This window comes from Allobrachymonas chironomi DSM 19884 (assembly GCF_000374625.1).
In the GTDB taxonomy this organism is placed as follows: domain Bacteria; phylum Pseudomonadota; class Gammaproteobacteria; order Burkholderiales; family Burkholderiaceae_C; genus Brachymonas; species Brachymonas chironomi.
The window spans coordinates 302,755-318,662 of the sequence record NZ_KB894765.1 but is presented as its reverse complement, the minus strand read 5'-3'; the positions used below and the strand labels follow the sequence as shown (position 1 = coordinate 318,662).

Genomic DNA, 15,908 nt, shown 5'->3' with positions numbered 1-15,908 from the left:
TGCAGTTACAGACATGCAGCAGCGGCACGATGCAGCTGCTGCTGACATGCCAGGGCAAACGCCGGAAACGGAAGGGAATTGCCGGGAGACTCCGTCACGCAGGCCACAGGGCCGGACAGGGGAGGGTAGGCGCGTGGAGGAATGCAGTGACGCGGGCGGGTTGCCGCGCAGGTGACCGTGCACCTCCGTGCCGTCTGACGGCAGGGAAGGGAGCAGGGCGGAGAGCCATGACGGGGCGGTTGATCAGGGGCTGGGTTTCCTGCCCACGGTCATCCGCTGCCAGGCGCACGGGAAGGCGCAGCACGGAGGACAGTCCGGTAGACAGGAGGGAAAAAGCCAGCAAAATGCCGCGCACTTGCATTCATCCGACCGCCTGCGCTGGCATGGAGCCAGTCAGGCGGAAAATATTCCAATATGGTGTTTCTGGGGCGTCAGCCTGGGCTGGAGGGAGCTGGTGCCATCGGATGACTCTGGCATCCGGTCTGCAGGCAGCCCCGCCAGTGGCATGGACTTGCTGGAAAGCCGCTACAGGGGCTTGTGCCTTACACTAGTTGCTATTGGGCACGGCCTATCGGACAGACTTTCACAGTGAAAAACATTATAGGGGCGAATGCCGGCAATGTAGCGGCACCCGGCGTCAAATATCTCGAGGTCGGTGACGATGGCGAAGGCCAGCGTCTCGACAACTATCTGCTGCGCGTACTCAAGGGGGTGCCGAAAACGCACGTCTACCGCATCATCCGCAGCGGCGAGGTCCGCATCAACAAGGGGCGTGCCCAGGCCGACAGCCGGCTGCAGCCTGGCGATGTGGTGCGCGTGCCGCCGGTGCGCGTGGCGCAGCGTGCCACCGCCGGACAGCCCGATGCCACGCCACCGCGTGAATTCCCGGCCCTGCTCGAGGACGAGCATGTGCTGGCGGTCAACAAGCCGGCCGGTGTGGCCGTGCACGGCGGCAGCGGTGTCAGCTTTGGCGTGATCGAGCAGCTGCGGCGGGCGCGGCCGCAGGCACGCTTCCTGGAGCTGGTGCACCGGCTCGACCGTGAAACCAGCGGCATCCTGCTGATCGCCAAGCGCCGTTCGGCCCTGACAGCCTTGCAGGACCAGTTCCGCCAGCGCGAGACAGGCAAGACCTATCTGGCACTGGTCTGGGGCGACTGGCCCGACAATCGCAAGGTGGTCGATACCCCGCTGCGCAAGTTCCTGTTGCCGGGCAAGCCGGGACAGGAAGGCGAGCGCCGCGTGCGCGCCACCACCCGCGACGACCCCGAAGGCATGAAATCGGTGTCGCTGGTACGCGTGGCGCAGCGCCTGGCGCATCCGCTGGGAGCGATGACGCTGCTCGAAGTCACCATCAAGACGGGTCGCACGCACCAGATCCGCGTGCACCTGGCCTCCAGCGGCCATCCGATTGCCGGTGACGAGAAATACGGCGATTTCGAGCGCAACCGCAACCTGCAGAAGGCCGGTCTCAAGCGCATGTTCCTGCACGCCTGGCGGCTGCGTTTCACCCATCCGGCCTCGGGCGAAGTGGTGCAGCTGGAGCAGCCACTGGAAGCCGCGCTGGCCGGATTCGTACAGCAGGCCGCAGCAGGCCCCTCCACACCCCCTCACAAGGATTGACGGCAACACCATGCAAAACCGCTTCGACCTGATCTGCTTCGACTGGGACGGTACCCTGTTCGATTCCACCAACTGCATCACCCTGGCGCTGCAGCAGGCGGTGGAAGATGTGGGCGGCACCCGCCCGACGCGTGAACAGGCCAGCTACGTGATCGGCCTGGGCTTGCTGGATGCACTGCGTCAGGTCGCCCCCGATGTGCCGCAGGCGCGCTACCGCGAACTGTCCGATCGCTACCGCACGCACTATTTCCGCCATATCAATGACATCACCCTGTTCGATGGCGTGACCGAGTTGCTGGACGAACTGCGCAGCCGAGGCCATCAGCTGGCCGTGGCCACCGGCAAGAGCCGGCGCGGGCTGGACGAGGCACTGGAAACAGTCGGCCTGACGCGCATGTTCGATGCCACGCGCACCGCCGACCAGACCGCCGGCAAGCCGGATCCGCAGATGCTGCTGGAGTTGATGGACGAGCTTGACGTGCCGCCCGGACGCACACTGATGATTGGCGATACCACGCACGATCTGGAACTGGCCTACAACGCCCGCTGTGCCAGCGTGGCAGTGAGCTACGGTGCCCACGGCACCAGCGGTTTTGATCGCTGGCAGCCGCTGCAGGTGGTGCACAGCGTGGCCGAGCTGCGCAGCTGCCTGCTGCAACCATCCGCATGAAGGCGATTCCGCTCTGCGCCTCGACCGATATCGTCGACGGTGGAGACGCCTGGCCGTTCGAGGTGCTGCACCAGGGTTATCCGTGCCGTGCCTTCGTGGTGCGCTTCGAGGGCCGGCTGCATGCCTGGCTGAACCGCTGCACCCATGTCGCCATGGAGCTGGACCTGATGCCGAACCGTGTATTCGATGCCTCCGGCCAGTGGCTGATCTGCGCCAGCCATGGTGCGCTGTTCGATCCGGCCAGTGGGGCCTGCGCTGCCGGCCCGTGCAACGGCGGCCTGCAGCGGGTACAGGTGATCGAGCAACACGGCCAGGTGTTCTGGACACCCGATGCCGACATCCGGCCTGCAAGCTGACAGGGCAGGCCCTACAATGGCTGCACGCCAGGGCGGCAACGGGCCGTTTCCGGTTCCCATTTTCTGATTCCAAGCCTCCATGTCCGAACCCCAAGACGATTCCCTGATCCCGGTCCCTCCGCGCAAGCAGGACTGGGAGCGCACCACCCTGGAAAAAATCGCGATGGCCTCCATCCGCGAGCAGCAGGCAGCACGCCGCTGGCGCACCATTGTGCGCATGGCCTGGCTGGCTTTCTTCGTCCTGCTGGCCTGGATGCTGTTCCAGCGCACCCCGAGCGGCATGGGCAAGGTGACCGAACCGCACACGGCAATGGTGGATATCCGTGGCGAGATTGCTGACGGAGCCGATGCCAGCGCCAGCAACATCCTGCCGGCCGTGGAGGCGGCCTTTGCCGACCAGGGCTCGCGTGCCGTCCTGCTGGCCATCAACTCCGGCGGAGGCAGTCCGGTGCAGGCCGGCATCATCAACGAAGAGCTGATCCGCCTCAAGAAGCAATACAACAAGCCGCTCTATGCCGTGGTGTCTGACACCTGCGCTTCCGGTGCCTACTACATTGCCGTTGCGGCCGACGAAATCTACGTGGACAAGGCCAGCATGATCGGCAGCGTGGGCGTGCTGATGGACGGCTTCGGCTTTACCGGCACCATGGAAAAACTCGGAGTCGAGCGTCGCCTGATCACGGCCGGAACCAACAAGGGCCTGATGGATCCGTTCAGCCCGCTGGACGAGGGCCAGAAGGCGCACATGCAGACCATGCTCGACCAGATCCACCAGCAGTTCATCCAGGTGGTGCGCGAAGGCCGCGGCAGCCGTCTGAAGGAAACCCCCGAGCTGTTTTCCGGCCTGGTCTGGACCGGCGAGCAGGCGGTGCGCATGGGCCTGGCCGACAAGCTGGGCAACACCAGCTTTGTGGCGCGTGAAGTGGCCAAGTTCGAGCGCGTGGTGGACTACACCCAGCGCCAGAATGTGGCCGAGCGCCTGGCGCGGCGTTTCGGCTCTGCCGTGGGCGAAGGTGCCGTCAAGGCGCTGGGCAGCATGGGCAGCTGGCGCTGATGGTGTGAAAAAGCGCACATCATCGCCATTTTCTGACATGCACCTGTCGGCATAGGCCATTACACTGCAGCGTCAGACATCCCTGTCTGAGCAAACACTCTGCCGGTAGTCTGGCTGCCGGTCCTGACTTTTTTCCAGGAGAGACCATGTCGATTGATCTGACTTCCGTGCTCAAGGCCAAGGCCACCGGCCTGCTGACCGATTATCTGCAGGGCCAGCTCGGCCTGTCTGGCGATACGGCCAGCCGTTCTGTGGCCCTGGCCGTGCCGGCACTGTTGGGCAAGCTGGTATCGCAGACCGACTCCGGCGACAGCATGACCCGCCTGTTCAACCTGGTCACCGGCCCGCAGGTCGACGCCAGCTACGACCGTATCGAGCCTTCCCTGCTGGAGAAAGGTGCCAAGTGGCTGAGCCTGCTGTTTGGCGACAACGACACGGCCGGCTTGGCGCGCCTGCTCGGCAGCAAGACCGGTATCACATCGGAGCAGGGTGGCAGCCTGCTGTCGGCCGCGCTGCCGCTGGTGCTGGGCGCACTGCGCTCGCAAGTCGAGACCGGCAAGATGACCAAGCCGCAGTTCGTCGGCATGCTGAATGAGCAGAAGGGCTTCCTCTCCCGCGTGCTGGATGGCAGCCTGCTGTCCAGCCTGGGTCTGGGCTCTCTGGCGGCGGCTCCCGCAGCCGTCAGCCAGGCAGCAGTTCCCGTGCAGCAGGCCGCTTCCGGCGGTGGCTGGAAGAAGTGGTTGTGGATCGGTGCGTTGGCTGCGGTGGCCCTGCTGCTGCTGCGCATGTGCGGTCAGCAGCCGAATGAGGTGCCGTCTGCCGCACCTGCCAGCGCCACGGCGCCTGCAGCGGTCAGCACTACCGAGCCGGCCTCTGAGGCAGCCGCAGCTGTGCTGGCGGCCTCCGAAGCTGCTTCCGCCGCACCGGCTGCACCGGCCAGCGCTGCCGCCCTGGCAGACGATGCCGTGACCTGGGAGAACGGCGTGCTGTCGGTCTACTTCGCGACTGGCAAGACCGATGTGAACCAGACAGCAGCAGATGCCGTGTCTGCCGACATCGTGGCACTGGGCAAGCAGGGCCGCAAGCTGGTGGTCAGCGGTTACAACGACCCGCGTGGTGATGCGGCCCTGAACGCCGAGCTGTCCAAGAAGCGTGCCCAGGCGGTGCAGGCCTACCTGGTAGCCCAGGGCGTGCCGGAATCTGCCATCGAGCTGCGCAAGCCGGTGCAGACCGATGGCGCCAGCGGCAATCTGGCCCACGACCGTCGCGTGGACGTGGTTGCCGAATAAGCATCTGCGCTCCTGACGCCACGGACGGCCCCGCAAGCGGGGCCGTCCGTTTTTTACATTCGGCAGCGAGTCGGTCACGGCTGTGACAGCTGGCGCTGTTACCATTGTCGCCATGCTGATGTATCCCCAGATCGATCCCGTGGCCCTGCAGATCGGGCCACTGTCCATTCACTGGTACGGCCTGACCTACCTGGTGGCCTTCGTCCTGTTTTATGTGCTGGGCACCATGCGCCTCAAGCACGCGCCCTACAACCGCATCCAGGGCGAAGGGGCGTGGTCGCGCCGCGATGTCGAGGACATCCTGTTCCTTGGCGTGATGGGCGTGGTCATCGGCGGTCGTCTCGGCTATTGCCTGTTCTACAAGCCCGATTACTATCTGGCCAACCCGCTCGACATCTTCAAGATCTGGCAGGGTGGCATGAGTTTCCATGGCGGCCTGCTCGGGGTGCTGGGTGCCTTCACCTGGTTTGCCCGCTCGCGCAAGCGCCCGTGGCTGCAGGTCGCTGATTTTGTAGCCCCTTGTGTGCCTACCGGCCTGGCGTCCGGGCGCATCGGCAACTTCATCAACGGCGAGCTCTGGGGCCGTACGGCAGACCCGTCGCTGCCCTGGGCCATGGTGTTCCCGCAAAGCGGCAGCATGATGGCGCGCCATCCCTCCCAGCTCTACCAGTTCCTGCTCGAAGGCCTGCTGCTGTTCATCATCCTGTGGCTGTATGCGCGCAAGGAGCGCAAGCCGGGCCAGGTAGCTGCGCTGTTCCTGCTGGGTTATGGCGTCTTCCGTTTCATTGCCGAATACTTCCGTGAGCCCGACGACTTCCTCGGTCTGCTGTCCATGGGTCTGAGCATGGGCCAGTGGCTGTGCATCCCGATGATTCTGGGCGGCATGGCACTGTGGATCTGGTCCGATCGCCACTTCGCGCGCCCGGGAGTCTGACATGGCCGAAGTGACACTGCTGGTCGAGGAGACCGCCGGGGCGCGTCATGCCGTGGTCACGCTGCGGCATCAGGGCAAGTTCAACGCCATGTCGCGTGGCATGTGGATACAGTTGCGCGAAGTCTTTCTGCACCTGCAGCAGCAGGCGCTGGCCGCTGACCCGCTGCGCTGCGTGGTGATCCAGGGTGCAGAAGGGCACTTCTGCGCCGGTGGCGACATTTCCGAGTACGCGGGATTCCGTTTCGAAACCGGCAGTCTGCGCCACTTCCACGAGAACGAAGTCTGGGGTGGCCTGTCAGCCATGCTGGCCTGTGACGCACCGGTCATTGCCGCGATCGAGGGCAACTGCATGGGGGCTGGTGTCGAGATCGCCAGCTGTTGCGATATCCGCCTGGCCACACAGGACAGCCGCTATGGCGCACCGATCGGCAAGCTCGGCTTTCCGATGGCCCCGCGCGAGGCGGCACTGGTCGCCCAGGTGCTCGGCCCCACGCTGGCGCGCTCCATGTTGCTCGAAGCCGGCCTGTACGATGCCGGTGCCATGTTGCAACGTGGCTTCCTGACCCGGCTGCATGCCGATGCCGCCACGCTGAAGGACGATATCCAGCAGACCGTGGCACGCGTGATGCGCCTGTCCCCGGCGGCCGCACGCATGCACAAGCAGATGATGCGCACCTGGATGCAGGCATCCGACGCCATGCTGGACGCACAATGTGCCAGCGCCTATGACTATGCCGATAGTCCCGAGCACCGCGAAGGCATCACGGCCTTTATCGACAAGCGTCCGGCACGATTCTGAAGCCTGCTCGGGCTTTTGTAAAACTTGCGCACAAACTGACGGCTCTCCTTACAATGAGGAGTTCTGTAGCAGTACTCCGCCGGCAGGCGGGTGAGTTGGTAGCGCCATGTCCATTGCCTCCGCCATTCCATCTTCGACCCGGATCGAGATGCTGGACGACCCCGATGAGTGGTCCGAGTTCAGCCGTCGCCCTGCGGACGATGCCAGTGGTCATGCCTGGGAGTCGAATGTCGCGATCGAGGGCATGCACTGCGCTGCCTGTGCCCTGACGATCGAGGACGCCCTGAAATCGGTGCCTGGCGTGCACGATGCCCAGGTCAGTCCGGGCAGCCACCGTGCCCGCGTCGTCTGGCAGGACGACCAGGTCAAGCCTTCGCAGTGGATGCGTGCCGTACAGGCCGCCGGCTATCGCGCCGTGCCGGCACACGATGCCTTTGCCAGCACGCGCCGCCGCCAGGAGCAGCGCCATCTGGTCTGGCAGTGGGGCGTGGCCGGCGTGGCCATGATGCAGGTCATGATGTACGCATGGCCGGAATACGTCAGCAAGGATATTTCGGCGCAATCGCTGCACCTGCTGCGCTGGGCCAGCTGGGTGATCTCGTTGCCGGTGGTGATCTTTTCCTGCAAGCCGTTTTTCCGCAATGCCCTGAAAGACATCCGCCATCGCCGTGTCAGCATGGACCTGCCGGTGGCACTGGGCATGCTGATCACCTTCATCGTCAGCTCGCTCGGCACCTTTGACCCCCAGGGCATGTTCGGCCACGAGGTCTATTACGACTCGCTGACCATGTTTGCCTTCTTCCTGCTGACCGGGCGCTGGCTGGAGCTGCGTTCGCGCGACCGCACGGCAGGTGCGCTCGAGGCCTTGATGAACCGCCTGCCCGAAAGCGTGGAACGCCGCAACAAGAAGGGCGTGTTCGAACGCGTCACGCTGCGTCGCCTCAAGGTCGGTGATCTGGTGCGCGTGTTACCCGGTGAAGCCTTTCCGGGCGATGGCACCGTGGTCGATGGGCGCACCCTGGTTGACGAGGCCCTGCTGACCGGCGAATCGCGTCCGCTGCGGCGCGAGCAGGGTGCTGCCGTCATCGCCGGCAGCCACAACATTCAGTCCCCGGTCGAGATCCGCATCGAGCGCCTCGGCGTCAACACGCGTTATGCCCAGATCGTCTCCATGATGGAGCAGGCCTCGGTCGACAAGCCGCGCCTGGCGATCTATGCCGATCGCTTTGCCAAGCCCTTCCTGATCGTGGTGCTGCTGGCTGCCATTTTCACGGCAGTCTGGTGGTGGCCCAGGGATCCGGCATTTGCCGTGATGGCAGCGGTGGCGGTGCTGATCGTGACCTGTCCCTGTGCGCTGTCGCTGGCCACGCCTGCCGCCATGCTGGCAGCAGCAGGCGGGCTGGCTCGCCATGGGGTACTGGTACGTCGCCTGCAGGCATTCGAATCGCTGTCCCAGGTCGATACCGTCGTATTCGACAAGACCGGCACGCTGACCTCCGACACGATTGCACTGGAGCGCATCCTGGTGCGTCCCGGTGTGGACGAGCAGCAGGCGCTGCAGTTGGCTGGCGCTCTGGGTCGCCATTCGCTGCATCCGGTGTCGCGCGCCCTGACGGAAGCGGCCGGTCTGCACGGCGAAGCCCTGCTGGAGCAGCGCTGGCTGACGCACGAGGTGCGCGAAATTGCCGGCAAGGGCGTGCAAGCCCTGGTCACCGATAGCATGGCGGTACTGCCCGAGCAGTCGCTGCGGCTGGGTTCCGACTCCTTCTGCCAGGTCAGCCCGCAATTGATGACCGACCTGCCACCGGATTCCCTGCACTGCAACCTCAGCGATGCGCAGGGCTGGCTGGCCACCTTCGTGCTGCGCGAGGATCTGCGTGCCGATGCGCAGCAGGCGGTCGATGCCCTGCGTGCCGCCGGCTTGCGTCTGCAGGTACTGTCCGGAGACCGTCCGCAGGCAGTGCAGCGCATTGCCGGCCAGCTGGGCATAACCCACGCCATGGGCGGCTGTACGGCCTCCGACAAGCTGGAGCTGCTGCGTGGCGAACAGGCCAAGGGCCACTTTGTCGCCATGGTGGGCGACGGCATCAATGATGGCCCGGTCCTGGCCGGCGCCCATGTCTCCTTTGCCTTGGGCAAGGCGGTGCCGCTGGCCCAGGCACAGTCCGATTTCGTCATCCTGGGTAGCAGTCTGCAGGCAGTTGCCGGCAGCTATCGGCTGGCGCGTGACACGATGCAAGTGGTGCGACAGAATTTGTCGTGGGCGGCAGCGTACAATCTCATCGGAATTCCGCTTGCCATGATGGGTCTGGTACCTGCCTGGCTGGCCGGCTTGGGCATGGCTCTCAGTTCGTTGCTGGTGGTCATGAATGCCCTGCGCCTGGTGCGCAGGCTGGATCAAGGAAAGGAGTGAGCATTTGGATATTCTTTTTCTGCTGATTCCGCTCTCGGTTGTTCTGGTGCTGTTCATCATCGCCGGACTGTGGTGGGCGATCTACACCGGACAGTTCGAGGACACCGAGGCGGAGGGTCAGCGCATCTTCAAGCATGATTGATATGTATCAACTTGTGATTTGCGTTTAAGATTACGCTTGCAGCGTTTTTTATAAAGAGGTGAAAATGAGTTTCTCCAATACTCAGGCGAGCACGTACAACGACAAGGTTGTACGACAGTTCGCCATCATGACCGTCGTCTGGGGCGTGGTCGGGATGCTGGTGGGCGTGATCATCGCCGCCCAGCTGACCTGGCCAGAGCTCAACTTTGGCATCCCGTGGCTGTCCTATGGCCGTCTGCGTCCGCTGCACACCAACGCAGTGATTTTCGCGTTTGGCTGTTCCGGCCTGATCGGTACTTCCTACTACGTGGTGCAGCGTACCTGCCAGGTGCGCCTGTTCTCGGACAAGCTCGCCGCCTTCACCTTCTGGGGCTGGCAACTGGTGATCGTGGCTGCTGCCGTTACCCTGCCGCTGGGTTTCACCACCGGCAAGGAATACGCTGAACTCGAATGGCCGATCGACATCCTGATCACGCTGGTCTGGGTGGCGTATGCCGTGGTGTTCTTCGGTACGCTGGCAACGCGCAAGGTGCGTCACATCTATGTGGCCAACTGGTTCTACGGCGGCTTCATCCTGACGATTGCCCTGCTGCACCTGGTGAACAGCGCCGAAATGCCTGCCGGCCTCATGAAGTCCTACTCAGCCTATGCAGGCGTGCAGGATGCCATGGTGCAATGGTGGTACGGCCACAACGCAGTGGGCTTCCTGCTGACCACCGGCTTCCTGGGCATGATGTACTACTTCGTTCCCAAGCAAGCTGGCCGTCCGGTGTATTCCTACCGCCTGTCCATCGTGCACTTCTGGGCGCTGATCTTCACCTACATGTGGGCGGGTCCGCACCACCTGCACTACACCGCACTGCCTGACTGGGCTCAGTCCGTCGGCATGGTGTTCTCACTGATCCTGCTGGCTCCCAGCTGGGGCGGCATGATCAACGGCATCATGACGCTGTCCGGTGCATGGCACAAGCTGCGTGACGACCCCATCCTGCGCTTCCTGATCGTGTCCCTGTCGTTCTACGGCATGTCCACGTTCGAAGGCCCGATGATGTCCATCAAGACCGTGAACGCACTGTCCCACTACACCGACTGGACCGTTGGCCACGTGCACTCCGGTGCCCTGGGCTGGGTTGGCCTGATCACCATGGGTTCCATGTACTACCTGATTCCGCGCCTGTTCGGCAAGAAGGAGATGTACAGCGTCAAGGCCATTGAAGTCCACTTCTGGACCGCCACCATCGGTATCGTGCTGTACATTGCCGCCATGTGGATTGCCGGCGTGATGCAGGGCCTGATGTGGCGCGCGATCAACGCCGACGGTACCCTGACCTACACCTTCGTGGAAAGCGTGAAGGCGACCTTCCCCTTCTACGCAATCCGTCTGCTGGGTGGCGTGCTCTACCTGGGCGGCATGATCGTCATGCTGTGGAACACCATCATGACTGCCAGCCAGGGCCGTTCTGTGACGACACAGATCCCCGCCGTGACGCACGCACATGCCTGAAGCCCGAGGAGCTGAGAAACAAATGGCTAATCATCCAACCAGTGGCCGTCTGAGCCACGAAAAAGTCGAAACCAACAGCTTCCTGCTGATTGTCCTGGTCCTCGTTGTGGTGGCCTTCGGTGGTCTGGTGGAAATCGTTCCGCTGTTCTTCCAGAAGTCCACGACCCAGCCGCTCGAGAACATGAAGCCTCCGACCGCGCTGCAGGTGGCCGGCCGTGACATCTATCTGCGTGAGGGCTGCTACAACTGCCACTCGCAGATGGTGCGTCCGTTCCGTGCCGAGACGCTGCGCTACGGTCCTTACTCCGTGGCTGGCGAATCGGTGTGGGATCACCCCTTCCAGTGGGGCTCCAAGCGTACCGGTCCTGACCTGGCGCGCGTGGGCGGTCGTTACAGCGACGAATGGCACTACCAGCACTTGTACAACCCGCGTGACGTGGTGCCGGAGTCCAACATGCCTGCCTATCCCTGGCTGGTGAAAAACACGGTCAATGAGAACACCATCTCTGCGCACATGACGGCCCTGCGTCGCGTGGGCGTGCCGTTCACCGACGAGGCTATTGCTGGTGCACCCGAAGCCGTCAAGGGCAAGACCGAAATGGAAGCCGTGATCGCCTACCTGCAAGGTCTGGGCCTGGCCCGTAGCGGTCAGCTGAGCAGCGTGCAGTCTGCTGCAGCGGCCCAGCCCGCTCCGGCAGCAGCTCCGGCTGCTATTGCAGCGCCACAGGCTGACGCCTCTGCCGCCGCTCCGGCTGCTGCAGCAAGCGCTACTGACGAGGCCGCTGTCAAGGTCGAGAATGGTGTGGTGCAGTTCTTCTTTGCCACTGGCAAGAAGGATGTCGCCCAGGGCGGTACGGAAGCGCTGGCTGACGTTATCGCAGGCGTGAAGGCCGGCAAGAAGGCCGTCATCACCGGCTATACCGATGCCACCGGCAATGCTGCTGCCAACGAGGCACTGGCCAAGGACCGTGCGTTTGCCGTCCGTGACCTGCTGCTGTCTGCCGGCCTGACCGAAGACCAGGTGACCCTGCAGAAGCCTGCCGACAACAATGCCGGTGCCGGTGACCAGGCCCGTCGCGTTGACGTGGCGCTGCAATAACCAACGACAAGGACGAGGAGCATCCATCATGGACATCACCACCCTGCGAAGCCTTGCCACCCTGCTGGCCTTCGTGGTGTTCATCGGCATCATCTGGTGGGCTTTTTCCCGACGGAACAAGTCCGGCTTCGATGAAGCAGCCGGACTGCCGTTTGCCCATGATGACGCTGCTCCTCCCCAACACCACACCACCAAGGAAACAAAATGAATGACTTTAATAGTTCCTTCTGGTCACTGTATGTGATTGCGATTGTCGTTTTTGGCGTCGTCTTCTGTATTGCAGTGCTGATTTTCGGTGCCAATGCCAAGGCGGCTACCGCCGAGGACAAGACCACCGGCCACGTCTGGGACGGAGACCTGCGCGAAATCAACAACCCGCTGCCGCGCTGGTGGGTAGGCCTGTTCTGGCTCACCATCGTGTTTGCGGTGGGCTATCTGGTCCTGTACCCGGGCCTGGGTGGCTTCAATGGCACCCTGAAGTGGAGTTCTGCGGGCCAGTACGAGCAGGAAATGGAGCGCGGTCGTGCCCAGGTTGAACCGCTGTTCGCCAAGTACGCCACCATGCCGGTCGAGGAAATCGCCAAGGATCCCCAGGCTATCGGCATGGGTCAGCGCCTGTTCCTGAACAACTGCGCACAGTGCCATGGTTCTGACGCCAAGGGCGGCAATGGTTTCCCCAACCTGTCCGATAACGACTGGCTGTGGGGCGGCAAGCCGGATGACATCATCCATACCATTACCAACGGTCGTACTGGTGTGATGACGCCGCAGGCACAAGCCCTGGGTGGCAAGCCGGAAGACATCAAGGCGGTGGCCAACTATGTGCTGAGCCTGTCTGGTGTGCCGCACGACGCAGCACTGGCTGCAGTCGGCAAGTCCAAGTTTGCCGTGTGTGCAGCTTGTCACGGCGCCGATGGCAAGGGTAGCCAGGCTGTGGGTGGCCCGAACCTGACCGACAACATCTGGCTGCATGGCTTTGGTGAGCAACACGTGATCAACATGATCAACGAAGGCAAGACCAACACCATGCCGGAGCAGGGCAGCAAGTTCACGCCCGAACAGATCCGTCTGCTGGCTGCGTATGTGTGGGGTCTCTCCAACAACCAGCAATAAGTCATCACCGCCAGAGATCGTGATTTCTGGCAAATGACAAAAAAACTGCCATGCACTTGATTCAGGTGCATGGCAGTTCCATTTGGGTGGTACTACAATGATGGTTTCACATAAGGTTACGTGAAAGTATCAGGATATACAGGACAAAGCATGTCACAAGACTCTCCCGATCATGATCAGAACAAGCACTCCGATCAAGAAAAACGTATTATTCCGATTGAAAACCTGGCCAGCGCTGCTACGGGCGGATCGCTGTTTGCATCGGCCAAGGCGATCCATCCGCGTTCCACCAAGGGCCGCTATACCAACCTGCGCTGGCTGCTGGTCTGGATCACGCAAATCATCTTTTACGGGCTGCCGTGGCTGAATTGGGGCGAGCGTCAGGCCGTCCTGTTTGAACTGGCTTCGCGCAAGTTCTACATCTTTGGCCTGGTGCTGTATCCGCAGGACTTCATCTACCTGACCGGCATTCTGGTGATTTCCGCGCTGTCGCTGTTCCTGTTCACGGCAGTGGCGGGGCGTTTGTGGTGCGGTTATGCCTGTCCGCAAACGGTGTATACCGAGATTTTCCTGTGGGTGGAGGCCAAGCTGGAAGGCGACCGCAGTGCACGTCTGCGCCTGGACAAGAGCCCCTGGAATGGCGAGAAGATTGCCAAGCGTGGCGGCAAGCACGTGATCTGGTTGCTGATTGCGCTGTGGACGGGCCTGACCTTTGTCGGCTATTTCTCGCCCATCCGTGAGCTGATCGGCAACTTTGCCAGCTGGAATCTGGGGAACTGGGAAACCTTCTGGATCTTCTTCTATGGCTTTGCCACCTACGGCAACGCCGGTTTCATGCGCGAGCAGGTCTGCAAGTACATGTGCCCCTATGCGCGCTTCCAGAGCGCCATGTTCGATGCCGACACCCTGATCGTGACGTACGACCAGGAGCGTGGCGAGCCGCGCGGTGCCCGTTCCAAGAAGATGACCGAGCAGCAGGCGGCTGCCATGGGTGATTGCATTGACTGCAAGATGTGTGTGCAGGTCTGTCCGACCGGCATCGACATCCGCAATGGCCTGCAATACGAGTGCATCGGCTGTGGGGTCTGTGTGGATGCCTGTGACGAAGTCATGGACAAGGTTGGCTATCCGCGTGGCCTGATCAAGTACTATACCCAGAACGCCGTCAACAACCGCTGGACGGTGAGCCAGGTCTGGGAGCGTGTGCGACGCCCGCGCGTGCTGGTCTATACCAGCATCCTGCTGGCTATTGCGGCCGGCCTGGTGGTCAGCCTGACGATGCGTTCCTCGATGCGCGTGGACGTGATCCGTGACCGTGGCGTGATGGCCCGCATGGTGGACGGCGGCAAGATTGAGAACGTCTATACGCTGCGCGTGATGAACACCACCGAGCGTGAGCAGGACTACGAAGTGCGCGTGCACGGTATCCCGGGTGCCCTGGTGGCGAGCGGCAGCACCTTCAAGGTGGCTCCGGCCCAGGTGACCCAGCAGGCGGTCAGCGTGCGGATCCAGCACGGCAGCATGGAGCCGGGCTCGCACGAGATTTACTTCGATGTGAAGGAATATGTGAGCGGCGATACGGTGTCCGAAAAGGCAGCCTTCTTCGTTCCCAACCGTTAAACCGAGACAGATGCAGACTATCGTGAGCCAAGTACAGCAAACCCCTCCGTCCCCGCAGGACCCGACCCGCCAGCAGCATCCCGAGGATGGCAGGGCATGGTGGAAATACCCCATTGTCTGGATGGTGGTAGCCGGCCCGGTGGCCGTCATCATTGCCAGCCTGATCACCTGGATCCTGATCATGCGTTCGCCCAACGAGGTGCTGACGCAGTTCCAGGATGTGGAGGACCAGGCCCTGGTGCAGCAGAAAGGCGGGCAGTACACGCCAGCCAACCGTGCCCGCAACCACGCGGCCACGGGCGGCGTGGCCCCGGAAGTCGAGAAGGACAAGTGATGTCTCCGGCAGGCTGATCGTCTGCCCATGCGACAACGCCCTGCAGGCCAGCCTGCAGGGCGTTTTTCTTGAGTCTTGGGGAGCGCGGGCGCTTATGCGCCGCTCTGGTTGACGATGCGCTCCAGGGCTTCCGGATCAATGATGCGCACATGGCGCTGGCGTACTTCCATGATGCCTTCGTCGGCAAAGCGCGAGAACATGCGGCTGACGGTTTCGAGCTTGAGGCCCAGGTAGCTGCCGATTTCCTCGCGTGTCATGCGCAGCACCAGTTCGGACTGCGAGAGGCCACGCACGTGCAGACGCTGCACCAGGTTGAGCAGGAAGGCGGCCAGGCGCTCTTCGGCGCGCATGCTGCCCAGCAGCAGCATCATGTTCTGGTCGCGCACGATTTCACGGCTCATGAGTTTGTGCACATGCGTCTGCAGGGCGGGCACCTTGCGTGAAATGTCAGCCATGCGCGCGTAGGGCAGCACGCAGATTTCGGCGTCTTCCAGGGCCACGGCGTCGCAGCTGTGCTGGTCGTCCACGATGCCGTCCAGCCCGACGATTTCGCCCGCCATGTGGAAGCCGGTGACCTGGTCGCGGCCATCGCTGCTGGTGACCACGGTCTTGAAGAAGCCGGTGCGCACGGCATACAGATTGCTGAAAGGCTCTCCATGGCTGTACAGCAGCTCGCCACGCTTGAGCTTGCGGCGGGCGCTGATCAGTCCGGCGATCGATTCCAGCTCGTCGATATCGGCCTCGACGGGCATGCAGAGATCACGCAGGTTGCAGTTGGAGCAGTTGACCTTGAGGGTGCTGAAATTGGGGCAGGGCATGGCACAGTCTGACGCGATATCCCTTGATATCTGTAATGGATGGGCCGATTATGGCATGCGCACCCGTTCGCTTGATGCAAATCAAGACCATGCAGGCCGTGATTGGGCACATTGCGGACATTCTTCACAGCCATTCTGCAGCC

At 62.7% G+C, this 15,908-nt stretch carries 16 protein-coding genes and 1 pseudogene; 16 read left to right on the top strand and 1 reads right to left on the bottom strand.

Going from position 1 to position 15,908, the window contains the following annotated elements; all coding sequences use genetic code 11:
• The first annotated feature begins 588 nt into the window (after positions 1 to 588).
• The 16 genes and pseudogenes from C513_RS0101555 (at position 589) to C513_RS12405 (ending at position 14,947) form a co-directional block, all read left to right on the top strand.
• Complete coding sequence (locus C513_RS0101555; RefSeq protein ID WP_018714265.1) at positions 589 to 1,620, top strand: RluA family pseudouridine synthase; 1,032 nt, start codon at positions 589 to 591, stop codon at positions 1,618 to 1,620.
• Between the two features lie 10 nt (positions 1,621 to 1,630).
• Positions 1,631 to 2,290 carry an HAD family hydrolase gene (locus C513_RS0101550; protein ID WP_018714264.1) on the top strand — a complete coding sequence of 220 codons (660 nt, stop codon included), beginning with the start codon at positions 1,631 to 1,633 and terminating at the stop codon, positions 2,288 to 2,290.
• Positions 2,287 to 2,646: a Rieske (2Fe-2S) protein gene (locus tag C513_RS0101545; protein ID WP_018714263.1), complete on the top strand. Its 360-nt coding sequence runs from the start codon at positions 2,287 to 2,289 to the stop codon at positions 2,644 to 2,646. Before C513_RS0101550 ends, C513_RS0101545 begins: the two co-directional genes overlap by 4 nt.
• A 79-nt stretch (positions 2,647 to 2,725) precedes the next feature.
• A complete protein-coding gene (locus C513_RS0101540; RefSeq protein WP_018714262.1) occupies positions 2,726 to 3,700 on the top strand; it encodes a S49 family peptidase in 975 nt (324 codons plus the stop codon).
• Positions 3,701 to 3,846: 146 nt separating this feature from the next.
• Positions 3,847 to 4,989, top strand: a complete 1,143-nt coding sequence (locus C513_RS14090) for an OmpA family protein (protein WP_018714261.1) — start codon at positions 3,847 to 3,849, stop codon at positions 4,987 to 4,989.
• 112 nt (positions 4,990 to 5,101) lie between these two features.
• Positions 5,102 to 5,923: a prolipoprotein diacylglyceryl transferase gene (gene lgt, locus C513_RS0101530; RefSeq protein ID WP_018714260.1), complete on the top strand. Its 822-nt coding sequence runs from the start codon at positions 5,102 to 5,104 to the stop codon at positions 5,921 to 5,923.
• A 1-nt stretch (position 5,924) separates the two neighbouring features.
• Positions 5,925 to 6,722, top strand: a complete 798-nt coding sequence (locus tag C513_RS0101525; RefSeq protein ID WP_018714259.1) for an enoyl-CoA hydratase/isomerase family protein — start codon at positions 5,925 to 5,927, stop codon at positions 6,720 to 6,722.
• 106 nt (positions 6,723 to 6,828) lie between these two features.
• On the top strand, positions 6,829 to 9,135 hold the full coding sequence (locus tag C513_RS0101520; protein WP_018714258.1) for a heavy metal translocating P-type ATPase: 2,307 nt from the start codon (positions 6,829 to 6,831) through the stop codon (positions 9,133 to 9,135).
• Positions 9,136 to 9,139: 4 nt separating this feature from the next.
• Positions 9,140 to 9,277 carry a cbb3-type cytochrome oxidase assembly protein CcoS gene (gene ccoS / locus C513_RS0101515; protein ID WP_018714257.1) on the top strand — a complete coding sequence of 46 codons (138 nt, stop codon included), beginning with the start codon at positions 9,140 to 9,142 and terminating at the stop codon, positions 9,275 to 9,277.
• A gap of 64 nt (positions 9,278 to 9,341) precedes the next feature.
• A complete protein-coding gene (gene ccoN, locus C513_RS0101510) occupies positions 9,342 to 10,781 on the top strand; it encodes a cytochrome-c oxidase, cbb3-type subunit I (RefSeq protein WP_018714256.1) in 1,440 nt (479 codons plus the stop codon).
• 22 nt (positions 10,782 to 10,803) lie between these two features.
• Positions 10,804 to 11,421, top strand: a pseudogene (gene ccoO / locus C513_RS14555) (cytochrome-c oxidase, cbb3-type subunit II); the annotation flags it as partial.
• A gap of 21 nt (positions 11,422 to 11,442) precedes the next feature.
• Positions 11,443 to 11,880 (top strand): OmpA family protein, encoded by a 438-nt coding sequence (locus C513_RS14550; RefSeq protein ID WP_245552789.1) that lies wholly within the window; start codon positions 11,443 to 11,445, stop codon positions 11,878 to 11,880.
• 28 nt (positions 11,881 to 11,908) lie between these two features.
• Positions 11,909 to 12,088 (top strand): cbb3-type cytochrome oxidase subunit 3, encoded by a 180-nt coding sequence (locus C513_RS0101495; protein ID WP_018714254.1) that lies wholly within the window; start codon positions 11,909 to 11,911, stop codon positions 12,086 to 12,088.
• The gene (ccoP, locus tag C513_RS0101490; protein ID WP_018714253.1) at positions 12,085 to 12,993 is read left to right on the top strand and encodes a cytochrome-c oxidase, cbb3-type subunit III; all 909 of its coding nucleotides are present in this window, start codon (positions 12,085 to 12,087) and stop codon (positions 12,991 to 12,993) included. Before C513_RS0101495 ends, ccoP begins: the two co-directional genes overlap by 4 nt.
• Before the next feature lie 150 nt (positions 12,994 to 13,143).
• Positions 13,144 to 14,613 (top strand): cytochrome c oxidase accessory protein CcoG, encoded by a 1,470-nt coding sequence (gene ccoG, locus C513_RS0101485; protein ID WP_018714252.1) that lies wholly within the window; start codon positions 13,144 to 13,146, stop codon positions 14,611 to 14,613.
• 22 nt (positions 14,614 to 14,635) lie between these two features.
• The gene (locus C513_RS12405) at positions 14,636 to 14,947 is read left to right on the top strand and encodes a nitrogen fixation protein FixH (RefSeq protein WP_156816002.1); all 312 of its coding nucleotides are present in this window, start codon (positions 14,636 to 14,638) and stop codon (positions 14,945 to 14,947) included.
• A gap of 92 nt (positions 14,948 to 15,039) precedes the next feature.
• On the opposite strand, the gene fnr is transcribed toward C513_RS12405, so the two are convergent.
• A complete protein-coding gene (gene fnr, locus C513_RS0101475; RefSeq protein WP_018714250.1) occupies positions 15,040 to 15,765 on the bottom strand; it encodes a fumarate/nitrate reduction transcriptional regulator Fnr in 726 nt (241 codons plus the stop codon).
• Between the last annotated feature and the right edge of the window lie 143 nt (positions 15,766 to 15,908).

What these genes read in the sequence shown, in the direction of transcription:
- C513_RS0101550 (WP_018714264.1), top strand. Translation starts at nt 1,631, where the DNA reads ATGCAAAACCGCTTCGACCTGATCTGCTTCGACTGGGACGGTACCCTG.
- C513_RS0101545 (WP_018714263.1), top strand. Translation starts at nt 2,287, where the DNA reads ATGAAGGCGATTCCGCTCTGCGCCTCGACCGATATCGTCGACGGTGGA.
- C513_RS0101540 (WP_018714262.1), top strand. Translation starts at nt 2,726, where the DNA reads ATGTCCGAACCCCAAGACGATTCCCTGATCCCGGTCCCTCCGCGCAAG.
- C513_RS14090 (WP_018714261.1), top strand. Translation starts at nt 3,847, where the DNA reads ATGTCGATTGATCTGACTTCCGTGCTCAAGGCCAAGGCCACCGGCCTG.
- lgt (WP_018714260.1), top strand. Translation starts at nt 5,102, where the DNA reads ATGCTGATGTATCCCCAGATCGATCCCGTGGCCCTGCAGATCGGGCCA.
- C513_RS0101525 (WP_018714259.1), top strand. Translation starts at nt 5,925, where the DNA reads ATGGCCGAAGTGACACTGCTGGTCGAGGAGACCGCCGGGGCGCGTCAT.
- C513_RS0101520 (WP_018714258.1), top strand. Translation starts at nt 6,829, where the DNA reads ATGTCCATTGCCTCCGCCATTCCATCTTCGACCCGGATCGAGATGCTG.
- ccoN (WP_018714256.1), top strand. Translation starts at nt 9,342, where the DNA reads ATGAGTTTCTCCAATACTCAGGCGAGCACGTACAACGACAAGGTTGTA.
- C513_RS0101495 (WP_018714254.1), top strand. Translation starts at nt 11,909, where the DNA reads ATGGACATCACCACCCTGCGAAGCCTTGCCACCCTGCTGGCCTTCGTG.
- ccoP (WP_018714253.1), top strand. Translation starts at nt 12,085, where the DNA reads ATGAATGACTTTAATAGTTCCTTCTGGTCACTGTATGTGATTGCGATT.
- ccoG (WP_018714252.1), top strand. Translation starts at nt 13,144, where the DNA reads ATGTCACAAGACTCTCCCGATCATGATCAGAACAAGCACTCCGATCAA.
- fnr (WP_018714250.1), bottom strand. Translation starts at nt 15,765, where the DNA reads ATGCCCTGCCCCAATTTCAGCACCCTCAAGGTCAACTGCTCCAACTGC.